We start from the raw sequence: 20,592 nt of genomic DNA on the forward strand, positions 1-20,592 counted from the left end.
GAACGTGCGTGCCTGCAATGATCGGGAGTCGGGGTTACCGTCGGAGCATGTGCCGAAACATCAGGGTGCTCCACAACTTCGAGCCCGCGACGACCGATGACGAGGTGCGCGAGGCCGCGCTGCAGTTCGTGCGGAAGGTCAGCGGGTCGACGCGGCCCTCGCAGGCCAACGCGGAGGCGTTCGAGCGGGCGATCGACGAGATCGCGGAGGCGACGCGGCGGCTGCTCGACGACCTCGTGACGAAGGCGCCGCCGAAGAGTCGCGAGCTCGAGGCGATCAAGGGGCGCGAGCGTCACGAGAAGCGGATGGAGCGCGAGGTCCGGAACCGGACCGCGACCGCCTAGGCCGAACTCGTCGCCGTGTCGTGCACCAGGTGGTGCCACACAAGGGCGTGCCCGAGTGCGACCAGGAGGACGAGCAGGAGCGCCTCGGCCTGGATCGGGCGCAGGCCCACGAGGTCGGCGGCGCCGGGGAAGACACCCATGAGCGCCACCAGCACGTAGACGGCAATGGAGCCGGCCCGGATCGCGGTGAGGGCGGGCTCGTGGTCGGAGGTGAGCAGCCGCACCGTCGCCAGGCAGCCGGCCGCGGCGATGACGATGAAGCTGACCCTCCAGATGGCGGGCTGCTCCACGCCGCCGACCTGCGCGAACAGTCCCATCAGTGCCGGCAGCAGGAACGCGAGGTAGACCCCGCCGATCGCGCGGCGGCGGACCGGGTCGCCCACCCAACTGGTGTCGCGCAGCGTCACGCCCCACCACAGCCCGACCAGCGTGAAGCAGGTGGCGGAGAAGACCGCGTAGAACGTGTTGACATCCATCGTGTCTCCCCCGGAGCGCTCAGCCCCAGTGTGGCGCGACCTCGGCCACTTGGACAGACCCATGCCCTCGGAGAGGTGCAGGTGAGGGCGCTGCCTCCCTGAGTAGCGCCCCCACCGCACCGGTCCTGAAGGACCTCCCACGAAGTACCCCGACAGGACGCGAGTCAACGCGGGAAGCACCATCCAGTTCAGAGCGCCCGGGTTCAGGCCGTCAGCAACCCGACGCCGAGGGTGGCGAGACTGACCGCCAGCAGGAGGCCACCGGCGAAGACGAGAAGGATCAGCCGGTTCGGCTCGGTGCGACCGCGGCCCATCGAGGCGAAGAAGAAGCCGCCCGGCATGAGCAGTGCCGACACCGCGACGCCGGTGCGCGCGAGCCACTCCCAGATGCCGGTGAGCTCGGTGGCGTCGACGAACGGCTGGCAGACCAGCGCGAGCACCAGCAGCACGCCGGCGTGCGCGTGACCGGCGCGGGCGAACTTCTCCTGGAACGGTGTGGCGCGCTCGCGACCCGTGACGATGCGGACCATGTAGAGGCCGCCCGTCTCGACGGTCACGAGCGCGAGGAAGAGGATGCCGGCCAGTTGACGGGAGGCGTCGGAGAGCAGGGGTTCCATGGGGACTCCAATGTTCGGATAGTGGAACTATCCCATTTATTGGAGACCTTGACTATCCCATCTGTCAAGATGTCGTCATGCGCCTCGCCGAACTCTCCGCACGCAGCGGGCTGCCGACCGCGACGATCAAGTACTACCTCCGAGCGGGTCTCGTCCCACCCGGCGCCACGGAGGGCGCCACGTGGGCGCGCTACGACGAGTCGCACCTGCGGCGGTTGCGCCTGGTCCGCGCCCTCACTGATGTGGCCGGGCTGGCGCTCGACGAGGTCCGCGCCGTGGTCGCCGCGCTTGACGCGTCCGGATCGCTGCACGAGGCGCGCGGCGTGACGCAGTGGCACCTGTCGGCGCCCGTGCAGGACGAGCCGTCCGATGAGTCGCGGCGGCAGGTGGATGCCCTGCTCGCCCGGCGCGGCTGGGACCTCGAGCCCGACAGCCCGCACCGCCGAACCCTTGCGGCCGCGCTCGACACCGTCGACGAGCTCGACTTCCCGGCGACCGACGAGGTGCTGGACGCCTACGCCGAGGCCGCCGCGACCGTGGCGGCCGTAGACGTCCCACGGGTCGCCAGCGAGACCGATCCGATCGTCGCCGCGGAGAAGCTCATCGTCGGCACCCTGCTCTACGAGCCCGTGCTGACGACGCTGCGGCGGATGGCGCACGAGGCGGGCTCGGGCCGCGGCTAGGCGAGAGTCGACGGCGACGCCGTGACATGGTGGACGAATGGATGCCGAGTTCCCGGGCCCGTCCCTCCCTGCCGACTCACGAGTGGATGTCCTGATCCGCTACCTCGACTACTTCCGGGACCGTGTGATCGCCAAGACCGAGGGTCTCGACGAGGACGAGCGACGACGCAGCCGTCTGTCGTCCGGGTGGACCCCGATCGAACTCGTCAAACACCTCACGTTCGTGGAGCTGCGCTGGCTGGAATGGTCCTTCGAGGGCCGCGAGGTCGACGCGCCGTGGGGTGACCGACTCCACCACGAGCGGGACCAGCCCTGGCACGTGGCACCGGATGAGGCCACCGAGGACGTCATCGCTGCGCTGGCGACGCAAGGTGCACGCAGCCGAGCCGTGATCGCGGCCCACGACCTGGCCGACGTCGGCCGCCCCGGGCCGCACTGGAGAGGGGAGCCCGCCACGCTCGAACGCGTCCTGCTCCACCTCATCCAGGAGTACGCGCGCCACCTCGGGCACCTCGACATCGTGGCCGAGCTCGCCGGTGAGCCTGTCGGGGAGTAGCCCGGTTCTCGTTGTCGTGTCAGGCCGTCTCGCGGATGCGGTCGACGACGAGCGTGGGCACGTGATCGGGGTCGGCGCCGGGCGCGCGCTCGGGGAAGTCGAAGACCGCGAGGATCACCTGCATCGGGTAGGCCGGCGGGCTTGCACAGGTGCGCAGCGGCTCGCCGTCGACCGAGAAGCGGACCTCGTCGGTGGTCCAGTCGAAGGCGTACGTGTGGAACTCGGCGACGTCGATCGGCAGCCGCGTCGTCGCGAAGTCCTCGGGAACGTCAGGGTCGCGGAAGGCGTGCAGACCGGCGCCCACCTCCGCGGAGCCCGCCTGGAGCGTGTCGCCGAAGACCTCGAACAGGCAGATCTCGGACGACTCGCGGGGGTCGAGCTCGCGGCCCACGAGCCAGCACGAGGCCATCGAGCGCGGCGACAGGTCCATCCGCGCCACCACCTCGAGCGACGCGAGCCTCGGGGTCCAGCCCCAGAACGTCTCCTGCTCCTCCCGCACCGTCAGGCCCTCGCGGAACGGCTGCTGGCCGATCGTGCTGCCGACGGGCCCCGAGTGGTTACCGGTCTGCACGCCCGAGACGCGCAGCGCCGGCCGGTGGTCGTCGGCGCACCACAGACCCTGGTCAGGCCCGATGCGCAGGGTCAGGCAGGAGTCAGCGACCTCGAAGTCCGCCGCGGTGGTCGCGAGCGAGCTCCACGCCGGGAGGTAGTGGGGGAGCCAGACCGACCGATCGAGGCCCGGCCCGTCGAAGTCGTCGTCGAAGGCACGCGGCATGCCTCATGGTGCCCGCGCCGGGTGCCAGAGTGGAAGCCATGACGGACGGCGACCCATCGCCCATCGACCTGGCGTACCCCTTCACCGGCCGGTGGCTGGCCCGGAACAGCCCGGCGCGGCGCGTGCCGAGCCACGGCACCCATCTGATGGGGACGACCTACGCGATCGACTTCATCGCGGTGGACGAGCGGGGCAGGTCGGCGCCGTGGAGCTGGCGCGCGATGGTGGCGACCGAGCCGCCCGAGGGCTTCGTCGGGTTCGGTCTCCCGATCCTGGCGCCGTGCTCGGGTCGTGTGCTGATCGCCCACGACGGTGAGCCCGCCATGTGGCGCGACGGTCCGCGCCGACGCTGCTGGGGTACGCGTTCACGCAGGCGCAGCGCGTGCGGGGCGGTGCCGCCGCGATCGCCGGCAACCACGTGGTGATCGCGATGGGGGACGGTGGCCCGTTCGTCCTGCTCGCGCACCTGCGCCAGGGGTCGGTGCGGGTCGCGGTCGGTGACGAGGTCGTCGAGGGCCGCGCGGTGGGCGCCTGCGGGAACTCGGGCAACAGCACCCAGCCGCACGTGCACCTTCAGGTGACCGACAGCATCGAGTGGAACGTGGCCAGGGGACTGCCGCTGGCGTTCCGAGGGCCGGACGGCCCCACCCTCCCGGACGAGTCCGAGATCGTGAGCGCGTGACGCACCAGACGTTCGTCGCCCACCTCGTGCCCCGGTCGAGCGGGAGCATGGGAGTGCGGGGGATCGAGTGGCAGGAGAACGTCATGAACGAGCTGGTGATCTACGAGTCGATGTGGGGCAACACTCGCGCCGTCGCCGAGGCGGTGGCCCGGGGCCTCGGTCCCGACGTGACGGTGGCGGACGTCGGCCGGGCCCCGGCGACCCTCCCCGCGGACGTGGACCTCCTGGTGATCGGAGGACCCACCCACGCGTTCTCGATGAGCCGGGAGGCCACGCGCGAGGACGCAGCGACGAAGGGGGCGGAGCCGGGCCACGAGAGCATCGGCATCCGCGAGTGGCTGGAGGGCCAGGCGCCGTCCGACCACGTCGAGGTCGCCACCTTCGACACCCGCGTGGCGAAGGTGCGGAAGCTGCCCGGGTCGGCCGCGAAGGCCGCAGGCAAGTCGGTGAGGAAGCATCACCTCGGTCACCTCGTCGCCACCGAGAGCTTCTACGTGGACGACATGGAGGGTCCGCTGCTCGACCACGAACTCGAGCGCGCCGAGGCGTGGGGCGCAGAGCTGGGCGCCCGTCGCGGCATGTGACGGGCGCCGCCCGGGTCAGTCCTCGGGCAGCTCGGCGAACTTCTTCTTCATGTCGTTGTACCAACCGAGCGACTTCTTCGGGTGGCGCCAGCGACCCTTCATGGCGTCGCGCGCCTCCTGGTGGGTGGCGTCGCCGGCCTTCTCGGCGGCCTTCAGGTGCTTGTCCTGGGCGTTGATCACGGCGTCGGCGTCCTCGCCACGGTGGGCGTGGTCGCAGGGTCCGCCGAGGTCGCGGCAGGTCATGGTCTTCATGGTGTTCTCCTTCGTTGGGCCTTCATCTGTCTGACGAGTGGGAGGGCGTCGGTGTGACCGATCAGCCCCGGGGATCTGCGCCGTCGCGGCGCTGCACCGTCTCCAGCACCTCGGGGGCGGCGCGGAACGTGATGGCCTGCACGAGGCCGTCGCGGACGGTGAAGTCGAAGACGACCTGCGCGGCTCCCTTGAGGAACCACGCGGTGCCGGGCCGGTCCTCGACGAAGACGGGCAGGGCCGCGTGGGCGCTGCCGTTGAAGAACGCGGCCACCTCGCCGCGTCCCTCGATGCGCTCGGGCGTGCCGACCAGGATCGCCGCGTCGTCCGCCGAGACGAGCGCGTCGGGCGCCAGCAGCTGCAGCAGGCGGTCGAACTCGCCGTTCCTCGCCGCGGCCATGAACGCGTCCACGACCTCCCAGTCGGTGAGGCTGTCCTCGGGCCGCGGCTGGGTCACCTTGGCGCGGGCGCGCGAGGCGAGCTTGCGCGCCGCCGCCGGCGTGGTGTCCAGGACCGCGGCGATCGTGCCGAACTCGAAGCCGAAGCTGTCGTGCAGGACGAAGGCGACCCGCTCGCGCGGGGCCAGTCGCTCCAGCACGACGCTGAGCGCGATCCCGACGGTGTCGGCCAGAGCGACGTCGTCGGCCGGGTCGCCTTCGGTCTCCCCGGGGTCGACGTCCTCGTACGGCACCGGAGTGCGCGACTTCAGCCGGTCGAGGCACAACCGCGTGGTGACGGTGGTCAGCCAGGCGGGCAGGTCGTCGATCGGGGTCTCGTTGCGGTCCAAGCGCAGCCACGCCTGCTGGACGATGTCCTGGGCCTCTGCCGCGTCGCCGAGCACGCGCCCGGCGATCGCGACGAGGCGTGGTCGCTCGGCCTCGAACTGTTCGGTCTGATCCACGGCGTCCACCCTTCCATCTCGTTCGTTCATCCGGTTGACGATCGGGACGTGCCGGATGTGACCGGTCAGAGTGGAGTCGTCGTGAACTCGAGGAAGTCGTGCACGTCCATGGCGCGCAGGATCGCGGCGATCGGAGCGGGCACGTCCGCGTGGGCGTCGGTCCGGCGGCGCGGGTCGGAGATGGCGTACCTGCGGCCGGCGCGCACCATCTCGCCCTGCCCCGCCGCGAGCAGGTTGAGCGCCCAGTTCGGGTCGTGGCCGTAGGTGAGCGCCACGATGTAGCCGCGACCCGTGGCGAAGGCCATCACCGGCGCCTCGAACGTGCGGCCGGTGCGCCGGCCGAAGTGCCGCAGCACCACCAGCGGCGGCACCTTCCTCGCGAGCGGCAGCATGTACGGGTTGAGGACCCGGGGAAGGGCGGGGAAGCGGCCGAGGAAGGGCATGGACTCTCCTGTCAGGTGCGGGCGATGTCGCGCCGGCGGAAGCCGCCGAAGCCGATGGTGGTGAGCACGACGATGAAGCCGGCGAGCCAGGCCAGGCCGCTCCACTCCGGCGACGCGGACGTGACGTCGGGGACGTGGCGCAGCGGGCTGATGTCGAGCACCCAGTCCCACAGGTTGAAGGTCGGGCCGAGGATCGTCAGGCCGAACGTGGCGACCACGCCGAGCCAGCCGACGAGGCGCTTCGACGGCGCCGCGCCCACCACCGCGAGCGCGAGCGCGACCAGCACCCACACGCCCGGGATCGTCGCGGCGGCCTGCGCCACCACGTCGACGAGCTCCACGGTCTCGTCCTCGGCCGAGGCGACGAGGCCGAGCGTGGTGCCCGCGACCAGCATCGCCACGGCCGTGGAGCCGAACGCCACGAGCGCGTTGCTGGCCAGGTAGGTGGGCCGCCGCAGCGGCGTTGCCAGCAGCGGGTCGACCCGGACGTCCGTCTCCTCGGCATGGATCCGGAGCACGATCTGCACGCCCATGGCGGCGGCGATGATCGCGATGATCTGCAGGATCGTCATGAGGAACGCGAAGGTCAGGCTGCCCACGCCGCTCGCGGCAAGCACGACGCCGACGGCCGGGTTCTCGGCGATGAGGTCGCCGATCGAGGTGGCGATGGTGCCGAAGAGCAGGCCCAGCCCGGCGAAGCCGATCAACCACGCGGCGAGCAGGCCACGGTGCAGCCTGAACGCCAGTCCCCACGCACTGCCGGCGAGCCCGGCGCGTGCCGGGCCGGGTCGGGTGGCGACCATGCCCTGGCCGAAGTCCCGGTGGCCCTGCAGGACGAAGGCCGCGAGGACGAGCAGCACCGCGAAGGCCATTGCCAGCAGCAGTGGCCACGGGTCGTTCTCCGTGGCGGGCCGGGTCTCCTCGAGCCAGCCGAGCGGCGTCAGCCACGTGACCCAGTCCGGGAAGTCGCTCGAGTCGATGTAGCCGCGCAGGACGTAGAAGACGCCGAGCGTGCCCACCGCCATGCTGCTCGCCGTCCGCGCCTCGGAGGCGAGCTGCGAGGTCACCGCCGCGACGCCCGCGAACATCAGCGCTGATGCGGTGAAGCTGGCCGAAAGGATCAGTGTCGGCACCACGCCACCGCCGCAGAGCAGCGTGACGACGAAGCAGAACACGCCCAGCGCGATGGCGGCGACGGCGGCCATGAGCACGGCGACGGCGAGTCGCGAGTGGCGCGCGATCACCCCGGAGGCGATGAGCTCGGCCTGCCCCGAGTCCTCGTTGGCGCGGCTGTTGCGCACCACGATGAGGATCGCCATCAGCCCGGCGAAGAACGCGCCCAGCTGGCCGGCACGCCAGGCGTTGAACCCGTCGGCCGTCATCAGGTCGCGCGCCGGGCCGAAGACGAGCGACAGGGCGGGGTTCGACCCGAGTGTGGCCGCCAGCGCGCGGCGGTCGTCGGCGTCGGGGAACACCCACGCGTAGGCCAGGATCGACGAGGCCGACAGCACCGAGATCAGCACGACCCACGGCGCGATGAGGCGCGCGTCCTGGTGCAGCGAGACCTTGAGCAGCGGGCCGGTCCCGGTCAGCGGCGAGGTCCTGACGGCGGTCGTCATCGGGTGTTCTCGCCGGTGTCGCCGTACTGCCGCAGGAACAGGTCCTCGAGCGACGCGGGCGACACCGTGAGTGCCGTCATCCCGAGCTCGGTCAGTGCGGCCATCGCCTCGTTGATGCGGGCGGGCTCGACCGTGGCGGTCAGCCGCTGGTGCTCGTCGAGGTGCACGTCGTGGAGGACGCCGAGGCGCTCGTGCGGCACGCTCGACAGCGTGGCGCTGATCGTGAGGCGCGTCTGCCCGCGGAGGTCGTCGAGCGTCCCGGTCTGGACCACCCGCCCGGCACGGATGATGCTCACGCGGTCGGCGAGCGCCTCGACCTCGCTCATGATGTGGCTCGACAGCAGGATCGTGCGGCCGCGCGCCTTCTCCTGCGCGATCTCGTCCTGGAACACCGCCTCCATGAGCGGGTCGAGGCCGGAGGTGGGCTCGTCGAGGATCAGCAGCTCGACGTCGGCCGCCAGCGCCGCCACGATCGCCACCTTCTGCCGGTTGCCCTTGGAATACTGACGCCCCTTCTTCGTGGGGTCCAGCTCGAAGCGCTCGAGCAGATGAGCGCGTCGTCGCTCGTCCAGGCCACCGCGCAGGTTGCCGAGCAGGTCGATCGCCTCGCCGCCCGACAACCCCGGCCACAGCACGACGTCACCGGGCACGTACGCGAGCCGGCGGTGCAGGGTGACCACGTCGCGCCACGGGTCGCCGCCGAGCAGGCGCACGGAGCCCGAGCTCGCGCGCAGCAGGCCGAGCAGGACGCGGATCGTGGTGGACTTGCCGGCTCCGTTCGGGCCGAGGAAGCCGTGGACCTCGCCGGTGGCGACGCTCAGGTCGAGTCCGTCGAGTGCCGGGAACGAGCCGAAGCGCTTGACGAGTCCGTCGACGACGATCGCCGGCTCTCCGGACGTGGGGGAGTGGGGCATCGGTCCTCCTCTCGTCCTCCCGTCGATCGTCGTGGACGGGAGCCCGGCTGTACAGGGTGCGCGATCGGTGGCGGGTGACCCGCTGCGGGAGGACAGTGGAGGAAGGGAGTGATCTCGATGACGAATCTCCTTCGGTGGACCGTCGTGGCACTGGTGACCGTCCACGGCCTGATTCACCTCCTGGGGGCCGCCGAGAGATTCGGGTGGGCCGACGATCCCACTCTCGAGAAGTCCACCGGACTGGGGCTGCTGTGGCTCGTCGCCGCGGTGCTGCTGCTGGTCACGGCCCTCTTCGCTGCGCTCGGACGCGTGGTGGGCTGGTGGCTGCTGGCGGTGGTGGCGGCGGTGGTCTCGCAGGTCGCGATCATGACCTCGTGGGACGTCTCGGGCTCCGGCACCGTGGTCAATGTCTTCCTGCTGGTGGTGGCCGCGTACTCGTTCCTGCTGCGTGGCCCGTTCAGCTTCCACGCGCAGTGGCACCACCAGGTGGAGGAGGCGCTCGCCCAGGCGGACGCCCTCGCTCCGGTGATCACGGAGGAGGACCTCGACGCGCTGCCCGTGCCCGTGGCGGCCTACGTCCGCAGCGCGGGTGCCGTCGGCCGGCCGCGCCCCACGAGCGTGCGGGCCGACTTCACCGGTCGCATCCGCACCGGCCCGGACGCGCCGTGGATGGACTTCCAGGGCAAGCAGGTCAACACGTTCGGGGCCGATCCCCGCCGCATCTTCCTCATGGAGGCCAGCCGGTACACGCTGCCGGTGCTCGTGCTGCACAGCTACGCCGGGGCGCGGGCGTCAATGCGGGCCAAGGTGCTCTCGGTGGCCACGGTGCTCGACGCCTCAGGTCCCGAGCTCGACCAAGGGGAGACGGTCACGGTCTTCAACGACCTCGTGGTGCTGGCGCCGGGCGCGATCGTCGGGGCGCCGATCCGGTGGACCCAGGTCGACGACCGTCAGGTGCGCGGCGTCTTCACGAACGGGCGGCACACGGTGACGGCGGTGCTCACGTTCGACGGGGACCGGCTCGTCAACTTCGTGTCCGAGGATCGCATCCGGGCTTCGGACGACGGGACGGCGTTCGTCCCCCAGACCTGGTCGACCCCGCTCGCCGGCCACACCGACGACGAGGGCCACCACGTGGTCTCCTCGGGAGTGGGTCGGTGGCGCGACCCGCGGGGCTGGTTCACGTACGTGGAGATGGAGTTCGAGGACGTCGACCTCGACCCGGTCAGGTCCGGGCGCTCGGCAGGAGCTCGCGCACCTCTTGGTCGCACCTGCAGGCCGCCGCGATCTCGGCGGCCCACTCCAGGGCCTCCTCGTACGTCCGCACCTCGATGAGCGCGAAACCGGCGATGGCGCCGTTCGCGGAGGGCTCGGGACCGTCCACGAGGGTGCGCTCGGGCGTGACGACGGTGGCCTCGGAGTGGTTCTTCAGGCCGCCGCCGAGGATCCAGACGCCGGCGTCCTTGGCCTCGTCCACCACGGCGTGAGCGGCCTTCACCACGTCGGGCAGCTCGGCCTCGGGAACCCGCATCGCACCCTCGACGAACGAGATCAGAAATTTCGCCATCTCACGGTTCCTTCCGGGAGCCACGACCCGTCGGGCTGACAGGCACCTACTGGCTATTGTGGACCCGGAGGGACTCAGCGGCGTTGAACAGCGTTTACGCTCGCCCCATGACGGACCCGGAGGATGCGCGCTGGCTGAGCATGACGATCGATCTCGCCGTCGAGAACGTCGAGGCCGGAGGCGGTCCGTTCGCAGCCCTCCTGGTGCGTGACGGAGAGGTCGTCGCCACGGGCCAGAACCGGGTCACGCGCGACTTCGACCCGACCGCGCACGCCGAGGTCGTCGCCATCCGTGAGGCGGGCCGGGCGCTCGGCGACTTCTCCCTAGCCGGGCTCACGCTGTACGCGTCGTGCGAGCCGTGCCCGATGTGCCTCGCGGCGTCGCTGTGGGCACGCGTCGACCGGGTCGTGTACGCCGCCGATCGGGACGACGCCGCCGACGGCGGGTTCGACGACCGGGAGTTCTACGAGCTGTTCGCCCGGGACCGGGCCACGTGGGGCATCCCGGTGGTCAGCGCACGCACGGAGGCCGCGTCGCGTCCGTTCGCGGCGTGGCTCGAGCGCGTCGATCGCGTGCGCTACTGAGCCGTCGGGCGTCGTCACACCAGTTGGGCGAGGCGCTGCATCCCCGGGACACCGTGTGCCGCGAGGCGCTCGCGCGCGTCGTCCAGGGCTGCTGACGAATACCCCTCGGGGATGCGCGCGGGGTTGAGGGCGACCCCGTTCGACCACGTCTTCACGTCGGCCTCCGAGGTCGCCGCGGCGGCGGAGCGACCGCCCAGGACCGTCATCGCGATCCACTGCCGCATCGAGTCGCCGTAGGGCGTCGGGGCGCACAGGCGGTTCTTCGTCGCGTCGTCGTCGCGGGTCGCCTCGACGTAGCCGGCGAGCGCCGCGCCGAAGCACGGGAAGCCGGCGCGGATGGGCTGCAGCGTGATCGCGTCCGGGCCCCAGATCGGCACGAGCGGCGGGTACTTCAGGCCGTCCGCGGCGCAGTGGACGACCACGGCGTCGGGCGCCACCTGCACGGAGGCATCGGCGAAGTCGAGGCGCCCGCGGCCGACCGATCTGAGGTGGCCGTGGCGGACGACGTGCTCGAGCGTGCGCAGCTCCTCCAGCTCCCACCGGCCCAGGGTGGGGCACTTCGCCATCGTGGGCGCCACGTCGCGGTCGATCCGCAGCATGATCCCGGCGTCCTCCAGGCGCAGGAAGAGGTCCTCTGGCGAGGCCGCCTCGCGTGCGGTCTCCATGAGGTCGGCGACCATGCCCAGGAAGATCGCCGGCTCGGGCTGGATCACGGCACGGTCGAACAGCCAGGGATCGCGCGGACGCACCCACGTGATCCGATCGGGGTCCACGCCGTGGGCCAGCAGCCAGATGCAGGCGTCCGTCGCGGTCTTGCCCGCGCCGGCGATGACGTACTCGCTCGGCGCCTCCTCCAGGCGGGCGAGGTCGTTGACCGCGATCACATGCGCTCCGTCCTCGACGGCGAAGGGTGGCGGCTGCTCCGCCGGGATGCTCGGGGCCAGGTAGTGGGCGTCGACGATCCGGCAGTTCTCGGGCACGCTGAACCGCTCACCGGAGACCAGCGACACCACCGTGCGGTCGCCGGCGTACTCGCAGCCGGAGAGGAACTCCACCCGACCCGACTCCGTGAGCGCCTCGAGGACGGACTCGAAGTAGCCGCAGATCTCGTTCCGGGTGGCGCGCTCCTGCAGGCCCCGCTCGGGTCCGCTCTCCTGGAGCCGCCCGCCGCCGAGCAGGGTGGACGCGACGCCGTAGAACGCGGAGGCCTGGTGCAGCCGGACGAACGGGTACGCCTCGAGCCACTGACCGCCGGCGGCGTGCCGCCGGTCGACGAGGGCGACGCGGGCGTCGGCGTGGTCGACCAGGGCGTCGGTGAACGCCATCCCCATGGCGCCGGCGCCCACCACGAGGTAGTCCACGTCGAGCTGGGTGCTCATACGTTCACCGTGCGCCCGCGCGAGCACGGCGTCAACGGCCCATCAGGACCTCCGGGTGATCCGGTAATCCAGGACGAGGAAGCCGAACCCGAAGAGCCGGAACGCGTGCTCGGCGCGCAGGGCGCCGTCGCGGACGAAGACGTCGAGCTCCTCCTCGAAGCCGGGCACCGACAGGGTGGTCAGCTCGTCGGCGGCGGTGTCGACGTAGGACAGGTAGTGCCCGGCCTGGCCGTCGTCGACGCGGCTGGTGAGGGCGAGGCCACCGTCGGGTCGTGAGCGGGGACGCAGGGTGGCGGTGAAGCTGCCCTCGGGCAGGGGGAAGCCGACGCTCACGTAGCCCGCTCCCTCGTGCGCGTAGGTCGTGTAGATGCCGAGCATGATCGGCTCGTCGTCATCGGCGAACGACCGGATCCAGCCGCGGACGGACACGGTGCCGTCCACGCCCGAGATCGTGTCGATGCGGCTGCGGATGCCGCGCTGGGCCTCGCGCTGGTTCATCGGCATGCTGGCCTGGCCCAGCGGCCGCGCGACCAGGCGGCGGTAGAGCAGGTAGCCGGGCCGGACCCAGGCACGCCATCGCGGGACGATGTCGAGCGCGAACCGGGTGGTGTGCTCGTAGAACTCCCGCACGAGCGGATCGACGTGCTGCGGGTCGAAGTCGGGGCCGGCCAGGGCATCGAGCGACGCGACGATGCCGGTGTCGGGGTGGTCCGCCGTGTAGGTCCCGCCGAGCTCCTCGGCGAGGGCCCGGACGTAGTCGGTGCCGACGAACCTCGACCGGGCAGGACGCGGGACCACGAACGGCAGGTCGGCGGCGCGGGCGCGCTCGGCCAGCAGACTCATCTGTGGGTCGCGGAAGATCAGTGCCGAGAGGCTGCGCTGGGCCACGACCGTCACGGCGGCCGCCAGCCCCCCGGAGGCCCCTCCGCGGTGCAGGGCCTGGCCCATTGCCGCGCCGACGACGGGGCCCATCACCACCTTCTGCGGTCGCAGGCCGAGTGCGCCGATCGCGGCACCGGTGACCGTGCCGATCGTCCTCGGTCCGGCTCCCGCGCGCTCCGCGGCCCAGCCGAGCGGGGCGGCGAGCGCCGCGCTCACGGCGATCCGCTGCCACAGCGCCGGGATCTCGTCCTTGCCCTGGCGGGCGCGGGCGACGGCCTCGGACGCCGCGAGTGCGGCTCCTCCGGCCATCGAGGAGGCCACGACCGCACGGGTGCCGCGCCGGGAGGCGAGGGCCGCGCCGGCGAGACTTCCGACGATCGCGGCGAAGCCGACCGAGTCACGCGTGCTCACGCCCGCGAGCCTAGTGCGCGGCGGACCCGCTAGCGGAGGGTTCGCAGCTGCGACGAGGTCGCCAGCGGCACGCCGTCGGGGGTCCAGATGCGGATGTCCTCGGTGAGCCAGCCGTCGCCGCTCGCGTCGACCGTGGTGGAGTCGACGAGCACCCAGTCGACCTCCTCGGTGGCCACCTCGGGCGTGAACCGGACGGTGGTGCGCACGGTGGGGATCCGGCGCATCTCGCTGAGGACCGCCGCGAACGACGGGGCCAGGGCGTCGGAGAGGATGAGCAGCCGCTCCCACGGGTCCTCGACCCGCTCGTTGATGCGGATCCACGCGCTCAGGTTGGGCTCCGAGGAGCCGGAGAACGGCAGGGGAGCAGTGGCGGGCCGGATCTCGATCCGGGTGCTGATCGGCACGAACTCGGGCGGCACCACGAAGCGTCGCGCCTCCTCGAGCGGGAAGTCCACGACGGGTGGGCGCCCCGGATCCGTCGGCACGTCCGGACGGCGCGGAGCCGCGAGCACCGCGGTGGCCACCGCTGCGGTCTTGCCGCCTGACGTGGCCGTCGCGCTGGTGAGCTTCGTGGAGCGCCCGTCGTGCGTCAGCTCGGGCCGCACCCGAAGGCGCTCGGTGACGGGTCGCACGACGTGCGCCGTCAGCTCGATGGGGACGAGGTCGGGCGAGGCCACGGCGCGCATCTCGCGCAGCATGATCGCTGCGACGACCCCGCCCTGCAGGCCGCCGAACCCGTTGAACGGCTGGAGGTCGATGTCGTGCGCGCCGTCGAGGACGTCGGCGATCACGGCGGTCATCGCGTGGACCGACCGATCGCGGTGAGGCTCGCCGCGAGGGCGAAGCCGGCGGTCATCCACCAGGCGACCGCGAAGGCGTCGGGACCCGCCGGTTGCGCCGTGAGGACGGCGACGAGGGCGGCGACGCCCACCGCGATGCCGACCTGGCGCGCGGTCTGCAGGACGGCCGAGCCGGTGCTGCTCTGCTCCGGTGGCAGCGCGCTGCAGCCCAGCACCATGGACGACGGAACGACCAGTCCGACGCCGACGCCGGTGAGCAGCATGCCGGGAAGGATCGTCGCGGCGTACGTGGTGGAGGGGCCGGCGAGCACCGCCCACGACGCCACGCCCGCGGCGAACACGACGGTGCCGAGCGCGATCGCCGCCCTCGGGCCGATCGTCGACACGAACCGAGCGCCGTACACCGCCACGAAGGGCACCAGGAGGGGGCCGGGCGCGATGCCCAGACCGGTCTGGAGCGCGGAGAGGCCCCACACGTCCTGCAGCCACAGCACGACGGACAGCAGCATGGCGCCGAACGCCACGTGAAACGCCAGGAGGGTGAGGCTCATCGAGGCGAAGTGAGGTGCCCGGAGCAGTGTGAGGCTCACGATCGGGTCTGCGGACCGCGCCACGGCCCACGCGTTGAGCGCGATCCCGAGCACCACGATCGCGGCGACCGTCAGGGTCCGCGTGGAGGTCCAGCCCCACTCGGAGCCGTCGACCAGGAGGAGGACGAGAGTGGCGACGGTGGCCACCAGCAGCAGCGCTCCGATGAGGCCGGGGCGCCGCCCGGGATGCCCGGTGGTGGCGGGCAGCAGGCGCCAGCCCACGACCGCAGCGGTGATGCCCAGCGGGACGTTGACCAGGAAGATCCACCGCCAGTCGACCTGCACGAGGACGCCACCGACCACGGGACCGAGCGCGGCGCCGACGCCGCCGAGACCGGCCCACAGCCGCACCGCGCCCGCGCGGCTCTCGGCCGGGAAGGAGGTCAGCACCAGGCCCAGCGATGAGGGAATCATCAGGGCCGCGCCCGCGGCCTGCACGATCCGGAACGCCACGAGCGTGCCGAGGTCGGGGCTGAACGCGCACGCGGCGGACGCGAGCGTGAACACCAGGAGGCCGGCCAGGAACCCGTTCTTGCTGCCGATGACGTCGCTGATCCGCCCGGCCGGCACGAGCAACGCGGCGAAGGTGATCGCGTAGGCGTTCAGGATCCACGACAGGTTCGCGAGGTCGCTCTCGCCGATCGAGGCGGCGATGTCGCTCAGCGCGACGTTGACGATGAAGAGGTCGAATCCGGACAGCAGCACGCCGACGGCGACGACCGCCATCACGGCGCGGGGTGAGGCGGTCCGCGTGGTCAGTTGTGTCACGAAACGGACTGTAGACCTAGTGCGTTGCATGACGCAACCGACTAGTCTGGGGTCATGCGCCGCAGCAGCTTCTCTGAGATGAACTGTTCGATCGCCCAGAGCCTCGAGGTGATCGGCGAGTGGTGGACCCCGCTCATCCTGCGTGATGCCCTCATGGGGGTGACCCGGTTCGAGCAGTTCCAGTCGCGCCTGGGCATCGCTCGCAACGTCCTGTCCGCACGGCTCCAGACGCTCGTGGAGCACGGGATCCTCGAGGAGGTCCAGTACTCGGAGCGGCCGCCGCGGTTCGAGTACGTGCTCACCCAGAAGGGCCGCGACCTGTGGCCCGTCCTCACGATGCTGCGCCAGTGGGGCGACCGCTGGCTCGCTCCCGAGGGCGCTCCGGTGGAGATCGTCCACGCCACCTGCGGCCACGTCGCCCACGCCGAGCTCACGTGCTCGGACTGTGGTGAGCGTCTACGAGGGCGCGACCTCGAGCTGCGCCACGGGCCCGGCGCCCCCGACGGCGGCATCGTTCCCGAGCACGTCGACAGCGGCCGCGCGAAGGTCTAGTCCAGCGCCGCCCTCGCCACTTTTGGAACGGAATCAACCTCGCGGGGCGCTCCGCACGTCGATCCCGTTCCAAAAGTGGCAGGTGGCGGGTGACAGGGTGGAGCCATGCGACTCCTGCTGCTGCGCCATGGCCAGACGCCGTCCAACGTGCGCGGGCTGCTCGACACCGCGGCGCCGGGTGCCGAGCTGACCCCGTTGGGAATCCGTCAGGCCGAGGCCGTCCCGGATGCCCTCGGTGAGCGAGCGATCGACGCCGTTTTCGTCTCGAACCTGCGGCGCACGACCCTGACGGCCACGCCGCTGGCGGCGGCCAGCTCGCTCGAGCCGACCTCGCTGGAGGGCCTGCGTGAGATCGGCGCGGGCGACCTCGAGATGGCCGGTCACCACGACGCCCACCTGACCTACCTCCACACGGCCTTCGCCTGGGCGCGGGGACGGCTGGCGGCGCGGATGCCCGGCGGCGAGGACGGGCACGAGTTCCTCGACCGCTACGACGCCGCGATCGCCGACATCGCGCGATCGGGCGCCGAGACGGTGCTGGCCGTGTCGCACGGTGCCGCCATCCGCGCGTGGACCAGCGCGAGGGTGGGAGGCATCGACGTCGACTTCGTCGAGCGGTCGCCGCTGCCGAACACGGGCCTGGTCGAGGTCCAGGGCGATCCGCGGAACGGATGGACCCTCGTGGGCTGGCCCGAGGGTCCCGTGGGCGGCGCCCACCTCGACGTCCGGCAGGACGACCCGACCGGCGAGCCCGTCGACGAGGACTGACGCCGCTTCCCGGTCGAGTCGACAGCGGGCACGCGGGGGGTTAGACCTGAGGGATGGAACCAGTCACACGGGCGGGTGCGGGTCTCGCGGGGCTGGCGGCCGCCGCGCTCGGCGGCGTGGTCGCCTACGACCTCACGCAGAAGAAGCACGCGATCCTGCGCAACTTCCCCGTCCTCGGACACTTCCGCTACTGGGTCGAGACGGTCGGTCCCGAGCTGCGCCAGTACATCGTCACGAGCAACGACGAGGAGCGCCCGTTCTCGCGTGACCAGCGGCGCTGGGTCTACGCCAGCGCCAAGGGCGAGAACAGCTACTTCGGGTTCGGCACCGACAACGACATCGAGCGCGTCGTCGGCTACCCGATCATCAAGCACCGCACGTTCTCCGGCCCCGGCGCCACCACCGCGCCGCACGGCAGCGAGGGGATGCCGCTGCCCTCCGCGAAGGTGCTCGGTGGGCCACGCGGCCGGCGGCACGCCTTCCGTCCCGCCTCGGTGGTCAACATCTCGGGGATGAGCTTCGGCGCCCTCTCCGCACCCGCCATCCAGGCGCTCAACGCGGGCGCGGCCATCGCCGGGTGCATGCAGAACACGGGGGAGGGGTCGATCGCGCCGGCGCACCGCCACGGCGGCGACCTCGTCTTCCAGATCGGCACCGCCTACTTCGGCTGCCGCGACGAGCACGGGCGGTTCGACCTCGGCCGGCTCGTCGACCTCGTGCAGTCGGCCCCGGTGCGCGCCATCGAGATCAAGCTCTCGCAGGGGGCCAAGCCCGGCCTCGGCGGCATGCTGCCGGGCGCGAAGGTCGACCGGACGATCGCCGAGATCCGCGGCATCCCCGAGGGGGTGGACTGCGCCTCGCCGAGCCGCCACACCGCCTTCGACGACGTGGACTCGATGCTCGACTTCGTCGAGCTCGTCGCCGAGGCCACGGGACTCCCCGTGGGCATCAAGTCGGCGGTCGGGAACATGGAGTTCTGGGACGAGCTGATCGAGCTCATGGGACCCCGCGACCGCGGGGTCGACTTCGTCAACGTCGACGGCGGCGAGGGCGGCACGGGCGCGGCGCCGATGATCTTCGCCGACTCGGTCGCCTACCCGTTCCGGATCGCGTTCACCGAGGTCTACAAGCGCTTCGCGGTGGCGGGGCTGACCGACGACCTCACGTTCATCGGTGCGGGCAAGCTCGGCCTCACCGAGAACGCGCTGGTGGCCTTCGCGCTGGGCGCCGACATGGTCAACGTCGGGCGCGAGGCGATGCTGTCGATCGGCTGCATCCAGGCCCAGAAGTGCCACACCGACCACTGCCCGGTCGGCGTCGCGACGCAGAACCCGCGCTACACCCGCGGGCTGGACCCGACGTCGAAGAAGGACCGGCTCGCCAGCTACGTCCTGGCCCTGCGCCGCGATCTGCTCAAGGTCTCCGAGGCCGTCGGCGTGGTGCACCCGGGGATGATGACCGCCGACGACATCGACATCCTCGACGGCCAGCGCTCGTCGGAGTCCCTGCGCGACCTCTACGGCTACGAGAAGGGGTGGGGCGAGCTCGGCCCGAAGCTGCAGGAGGAGTTGATCGGCGTCATGGCCGCCCTGGGTGAGGACCAGCGGGAGGCGGGTCAGCCCCTCCGCTGACCCGGCCGACTCGGCGCGCTCACCCCCGACCCAACTTTTGTGACGCGATTCGCTCTGTGTGAGCTCTGACGGCCGAGCAGCGTCACAAAAGTGGGCGTGGGGCTTGGGGGCGACGCCGGGCTGACGCCGCCGGTCAGAACTGGCGCGAGTCCGACGAGGCGTCGGGGTCGGCGTTGCCGGCGCCGCGGACGGTGGCGGTTCCCGAGGGCTCGACGGCCATGAGCACGAGCTGCAGCGGCGTCACGGCCTGACCCGGCTGGTACGTGTAGTCGCACGTCACGGTGTCGAAGAAGTACGGGTCGCCGTTCGAGCCGCCCTCCTCGATGGGGCCGCAGCTCCACCCGGCCGAGCGCCGCTCCACGAATCCGGTGACGTCGTTCATGGTCAGGTCGACGCTCAGCGTGAACGACTCGGCGGCGGCGCCCTCCTGCGCGGAGATCGGAACGGTCAGCTCCCAGTGGGAGTCCTCGCCCGTCGCCACCACGGTGGGCTCGCCGACACCGAGGTCGACCGGCTCGACCGGGGGCTCCTCCGTGGGCTCCGGCTCCGTGGGCTGGGGCTCCGTGGGCTCGGGCTCCGTCGGCTGGGGCGTGGGCTCGGGCGTGGTCTCCGGCGCCGGCTCGTCCGACGGAGGCGGATCGGTGGGCGCGGACGTCGTCGGGTCGTCGCCGGACGGCAGCGGGGTCATGCCGAGCGGCGTCGCGAGAAGTCCCAGGGGGCCGGCCGAGGGGGGTGCCGCTGTCTTCGCCTCCGTGGGTCTCTCCTCGACGACCGATTCCAGGACCGGGGTAACGACCCGGGCCGCGGACGGCTCGGCCGAGCTGCTGGTCAGCCAGAGAGCACCGGCCGCCACGACGGCGACGAGGCCCACGATCCCCGCGGCGACCGCGGCCACGGGTGCACCCGCGACGACTCCGCCGACGCTCGTGCCGATGCTCGCCCCCGCACCGCCACCCACACCGGACGACTGGCCCGAGGGCGTGGGCGAAGCGGCGGCGCCGACCGACCACGGGAACCCACCCGCGGACACGCCACCCGCGAGCACGAGGGGCCAGACGAACGCGCCCAGCTTCGTGTTGAGCCGGTGGAGGTCGTCGTAGAGCGCGGCGCACTCGGCGCACTGGTTGAGGTGGAGGTGGACCTTCGCGGTCGCCCGCGAGGTCAGGCTGCCCCGGGCGAGGCGGCTGAGGCGTGCGCGCGTCCACGCGCAGTCGCCGTCGTCCGCGCGCGGAACGTGCTGGTCGAGGTACGCCACGCGCAGGCCCTCACGCGCGCGGTAGACGGTGCTCGAGACCGAGGCGACGGGGATCTCCAGCTCACGGGCGACCTCGGCCGGCTTGCTGCCCTGGACGTCGAGCTTCCACAGCAGCTGCTGCCAGTTGTCCGGCAGCGAGCGCAGGGCGCGCGCCGCGCGGTCGGCGTCGACCTCGTCGAAGACCTCGGGCTCGACCTCGTCGGTCGAGTCGAGCAGCCACGGCTTGTCCGACGCCGCCTGCTCGCGGCCCGCCTGCCGACGGCGCTCGATGTTGAGGTTGCGGATGACCGTGTGGAGGTAGGGCCGGAAACCCGACGTGGGGCCGCCGCCCTCGGCGATCTTGGTGATCACGCGCGCGAACGCCTCGGCGGCGAGGTCGTCGGCGTCGGTGTCCTGGCTGACGATCCTGGCCACGCGCAGCGCGTCCGCGCGGTGGCGCTCGTACAGCTGCGCCATCGCGTGCTCGTCCCCGGACCGCACTCCTTCCACCAGCTCGGTGTCAGGTGGCGCGGCGAGCGTTTCCTGATCCGTCATCGCCTCGTGGAGCGGTCCGTGTCCCGGC

General features: G+C 71.9%; 25 protein-coding genes. 10 read left to right on the top strand and 15 right to left on the bottom strand.

The window, feature by feature from the left end:
• The first annotated feature begins 47 nt into the window (after positions 1-47).
• Complete coding sequence (locus tag B2363_RS08220; RefSeq protein ID WP_181755227.1) at positions 48-344, top strand: DUF2277 domain-containing protein; 297 nt, start codon at positions 48-50, stop codon at positions 342-344.
• Here the strand turns inward: B2363_RS08220 and B2363_RS08225 are convergent.
• Positions 341-820 carry a hypothetical protein gene (locus tag B2363_RS08225; RefSeq protein ID WP_286929576.1) on the bottom strand — a complete coding sequence of 160 codons (480 nt, stop codon included), beginning with the start codon at positions 818-820 and terminating at the stop codon, positions 341-343. The two genes, B2363_RS08220 and B2363_RS08225, sit on opposite strands and share 4 nt — an antisense overlap.
• A 203-nt stretch (positions 821-1,023) precedes the next feature.
• Complete coding sequence (locus tag B2363_RS08230; RefSeq protein ID WP_286929577.1) at positions 1,024-1,437, bottom strand: hypothetical protein; 414 nt, start codon at positions 1,435-1,437, stop codon at positions 1,024-1,026.
• Positions 1,438-1,514: 77 nt separating this feature from the next.
• On the opposite strand from B2363_RS08230, the gene B2363_RS08235 reads away from it, so the two are divergent.
• Both B2363_RS08235 and B2363_RS08240 read left to right on the top strand, forming a co-directional pair.
• Positions 1,515-2,120, top strand: coding sequence for a MerR family transcriptional regulator (locus B2363_RS08235; protein WP_286929578.1), 606 nt, complete (start codon positions 1,515-1,517; stop codon positions 2,118-2,120).
• A 37-nt stretch (positions 2,121-2,157) separates the two neighbouring features.
• Positions 2,158-2,676 (top strand): DinB family protein, encoded by a 519-nt coding sequence (locus tag B2363_RS08240; RefSeq protein WP_286929579.1) that lies wholly within the window; start codon positions 2,158-2,160, stop codon positions 2,674-2,676.
• 19 nt (positions 2,677-2,695) lie between these two features.
• Here the strand turns inward: B2363_RS08240 and B2363_RS08245 are convergent, their stop codons facing one another.
• Together B2363_RS08245 and B2363_RS08250 are read right to left on the bottom strand one after the other, a co-directional pair.
• Entirely contained in the window at positions 2,696-3,451 is a 756-nt protein-coding gene (locus B2363_RS08245; RefSeq protein ID WP_286929580.1) for a glycoside hydrolase family 16 protein, read from the bottom strand.
• 157 nt (positions 3,452-3,608) lie between these two features.
• A complete protein-coding gene (locus tag B2363_RS08250) occupies positions 3,609-3,776 on the bottom strand; it encodes a hypothetical protein (RefSeq protein WP_286929581.1) in 168 nt (55 codons plus the stop codon).
• Here B2363_RS08250 and B2363_RS08255 point away from each other — a divergent pair, their 5' ends adjacent.
• Entirely contained in the window at positions 3,777-4,133 is a 357-nt protein-coding gene (locus B2363_RS08255; protein ID WP_286929582.1) for a M23 family metallopeptidase, read from the top strand.
• The gene (locus B2363_RS08260; protein WP_286929583.1) at positions 4,130-4,717 is read left to right on the top strand and encodes a flavodoxin family protein; all 588 of its coding nucleotides are present in this window, start codon (positions 4,130-4,132) and stop codon (positions 4,715-4,717) included. The genes B2363_RS08255 and B2363_RS08260 overlap by 4 nt, the downstream gene beginning before the upstream one ends.
• A gap of 15 nt (positions 4,718-4,732) precedes the next feature.
• Here B2363_RS08260 and B2363_RS08265 read toward each other — a convergent pair whose 3' ends face one another.
• The 5 genes from B2363_RS08265 to B2363_RS08285 form a co-directional block, all read right to left on the bottom strand.
• On the bottom strand, positions 4,733-4,969 hold the full coding sequence (locus tag B2363_RS08265) for a hypothetical protein (protein ID WP_181755238.1): 237 nt from the start codon (positions 4,967-4,969) through the stop codon (positions 4,733-4,735).
• 61 nt (positions 4,970-5,030) lie between these two features.
• Complete coding sequence (locus tag B2363_RS08270; RefSeq protein WP_286929584.1) at positions 5,031-5,867, bottom strand: sigma-70 family RNA polymerase sigma factor; 837 nt, start codon at positions 5,865-5,867, stop codon at positions 5,031-5,033.
• Positions 5,868-5,932: 65 nt separating this feature from the next.
• Positions 5,933-6,310 carry a nitroreductase family deazaflavin-dependent oxidoreductase gene (locus B2363_RS08275; protein WP_286929585.1) on the bottom strand — a complete coding sequence of 126 codons (378 nt, stop codon included), beginning with the start codon at positions 6,308-6,310 and terminating at the stop codon, positions 5,933-5,935.
• Positions 6,311-6,321: 11 nt separating this feature from the next.
• Positions 6,322-7,929 carry an ABC transporter permease gene (locus tag B2363_RS08280; protein ID WP_286929586.1) on the bottom strand — a complete coding sequence of 536 codons (1,608 nt, stop codon included), beginning with the start codon at positions 7,927-7,929 and terminating at the stop codon, positions 6,322-6,324.
• The gene (locus tag B2363_RS08285) at positions 7,926-8,843 is read right to left on the bottom strand and encodes an ABC transporter ATP-binding protein (protein WP_286929587.1); all 918 of its coding nucleotides are present in this window, start codon (positions 8,841-8,843) and stop codon (positions 7,926-7,928) included. The genes B2363_RS08280 and B2363_RS08285 overlap by 4 nt, the downstream gene beginning before the upstream one ends.
• A gap of 117 nt (positions 8,844-8,960) precedes the next feature.
• Between B2363_RS08285 and B2363_RS08290 the strand changes: the two genes are divergently transcribed.
• Positions 8,961-10,178 carry a DUF6544 family protein gene (locus tag B2363_RS08290; protein WP_286929588.1) on the top strand — a complete coding sequence of 406 codons (1,218 nt, stop codon included), beginning with the start codon at positions 8,961-8,963 and terminating at the stop codon, positions 10,176-10,178.
• Here B2363_RS08290 and B2363_RS08295 read toward each other — a convergent pair.
• Positions 10,069-10,410 (bottom strand): YciI family protein, encoded by a 342-nt coding sequence (locus tag B2363_RS08295; RefSeq protein WP_181755244.1) that lies wholly within the window; start codon positions 10,408-10,410, stop codon positions 10,069-10,071. The two genes, B2363_RS08290 and B2363_RS08295, sit on opposite strands and share 110 nt — an antisense overlap.
• A 107-nt stretch (positions 10,411-10,517) precedes the next feature.
• Between B2363_RS08295 and B2363_RS08300 the strand changes: the two genes are divergently transcribed.
• Positions 10,518-10,994, top strand: a complete 477-nt coding sequence (locus tag B2363_RS08300; protein ID WP_286929589.1) for a nucleoside deaminase — start codon at positions 10,518-10,520, stop codon at positions 10,992-10,994.
• Between the two features lie 14 nt (positions 10,995-11,008).
• Here B2363_RS08300 and B2363_RS08305 read toward each other — a convergent pair whose 3' ends face one another.
• The 4 genes from B2363_RS08305 to B2363_RS08320 are packed head-to-tail and all read right to left on the bottom strand — an operon-like array spanning position 11,009 to position 15,824.
• Positions 11,009-12,373, bottom strand: coding sequence for an NAD(P)-binding protein (locus tag B2363_RS08305; RefSeq protein WP_286929590.1), 1,365 nt, complete (start codon positions 12,371-12,373; stop codon positions 11,009-11,011).
• A gap of 42 nt (positions 12,374-12,415) precedes the next feature.
• Positions 12,416-13,666 (bottom strand): hypothetical protein, encoded by a 1,251-nt coding sequence (locus B2363_RS08310; protein WP_286929591.1) that lies wholly within the window; start codon positions 13,664-13,666, stop codon positions 12,416-12,418.
• Between the two features lie 29 nt (positions 13,667-13,695).
• Positions 13,696-14,466: an acyl-CoA thioesterase gene (locus B2363_RS08315; protein ID WP_286929592.1), complete on the bottom strand. Its 771-nt coding sequence runs from the start codon at positions 14,464-14,466 to the stop codon at positions 13,696-13,698.
• The gene (locus B2363_RS08320; protein WP_286929593.1) at positions 14,463-15,824 is read right to left on the bottom strand and encodes an MFS transporter; all 1,362 of its coding nucleotides are present in this window, start codon (positions 15,822-15,824) and stop codon (positions 14,463-14,465) included. Before B2363_RS08320 ends, B2363_RS08315 begins: the two co-directional genes overlap by 4 nt.
• 78 nt (positions 15,825-15,902) lie before the next feature.
• Between B2363_RS08320 and B2363_RS08325 the strand changes: the two genes are divergently transcribed.
• From B2363_RS08325 to B2363_RS08335, 3 genes are all read left to right on the top strand, one after another.
• On the top strand, positions 15,903-16,376 hold the full coding sequence (locus B2363_RS08325; protein WP_286929594.1) for a winged helix-turn-helix transcriptional regulator: 474 nt from the start codon (positions 15,903-15,905) through the stop codon (positions 16,374-16,376).
• Between the two features lie 105 nt (positions 16,377-16,481).
• The gene (locus B2363_RS08330) at positions 16,482-17,144 is read left to right on the top strand and encodes a histidine phosphatase family protein (RefSeq protein ID WP_286929595.1); all 663 of its coding nucleotides are present in this window, start codon (positions 16,482-16,484) and stop codon (positions 17,142-17,144) included.
• A 53-nt stretch (positions 17,145-17,197) separates the two neighbouring features.
• Positions 17,198-18,775, top strand: a complete 1,578-nt coding sequence (locus B2363_RS08335; RefSeq protein ID WP_286929596.1) for an FMN-binding glutamate synthase family protein — start codon at positions 17,198-17,200, stop codon at positions 18,773-18,775.
• Positions 18,776-18,908: 133 nt separating this feature from the next.
• Here the strand turns inward: B2363_RS08335 and B2363_RS08340 are convergent, their stop codons facing one another.
• The gene (locus B2363_RS08340; protein ID WP_286929597.1) at positions 18,909-20,486 is read right to left on the bottom strand and encodes a sigma-70 family RNA polymerase sigma factor; all 1,578 of its coding nucleotides are present in this window, start codon (positions 20,484-20,486) and stop codon (positions 18,909-18,911) included.
• Positions 20,487-20,592 lie beyond the last annotated feature (106 nt).

It is taken from the genome of Aeromicrobium sp. UBA7512 (assembly GCF_002476985.1).
Lineage (GTDB): Bacteria > Actinomycetota > Actinomycetes > Propionibacteriales > Nocardioidaceae > Aeromicrobium > Aeromicrobium phoceense.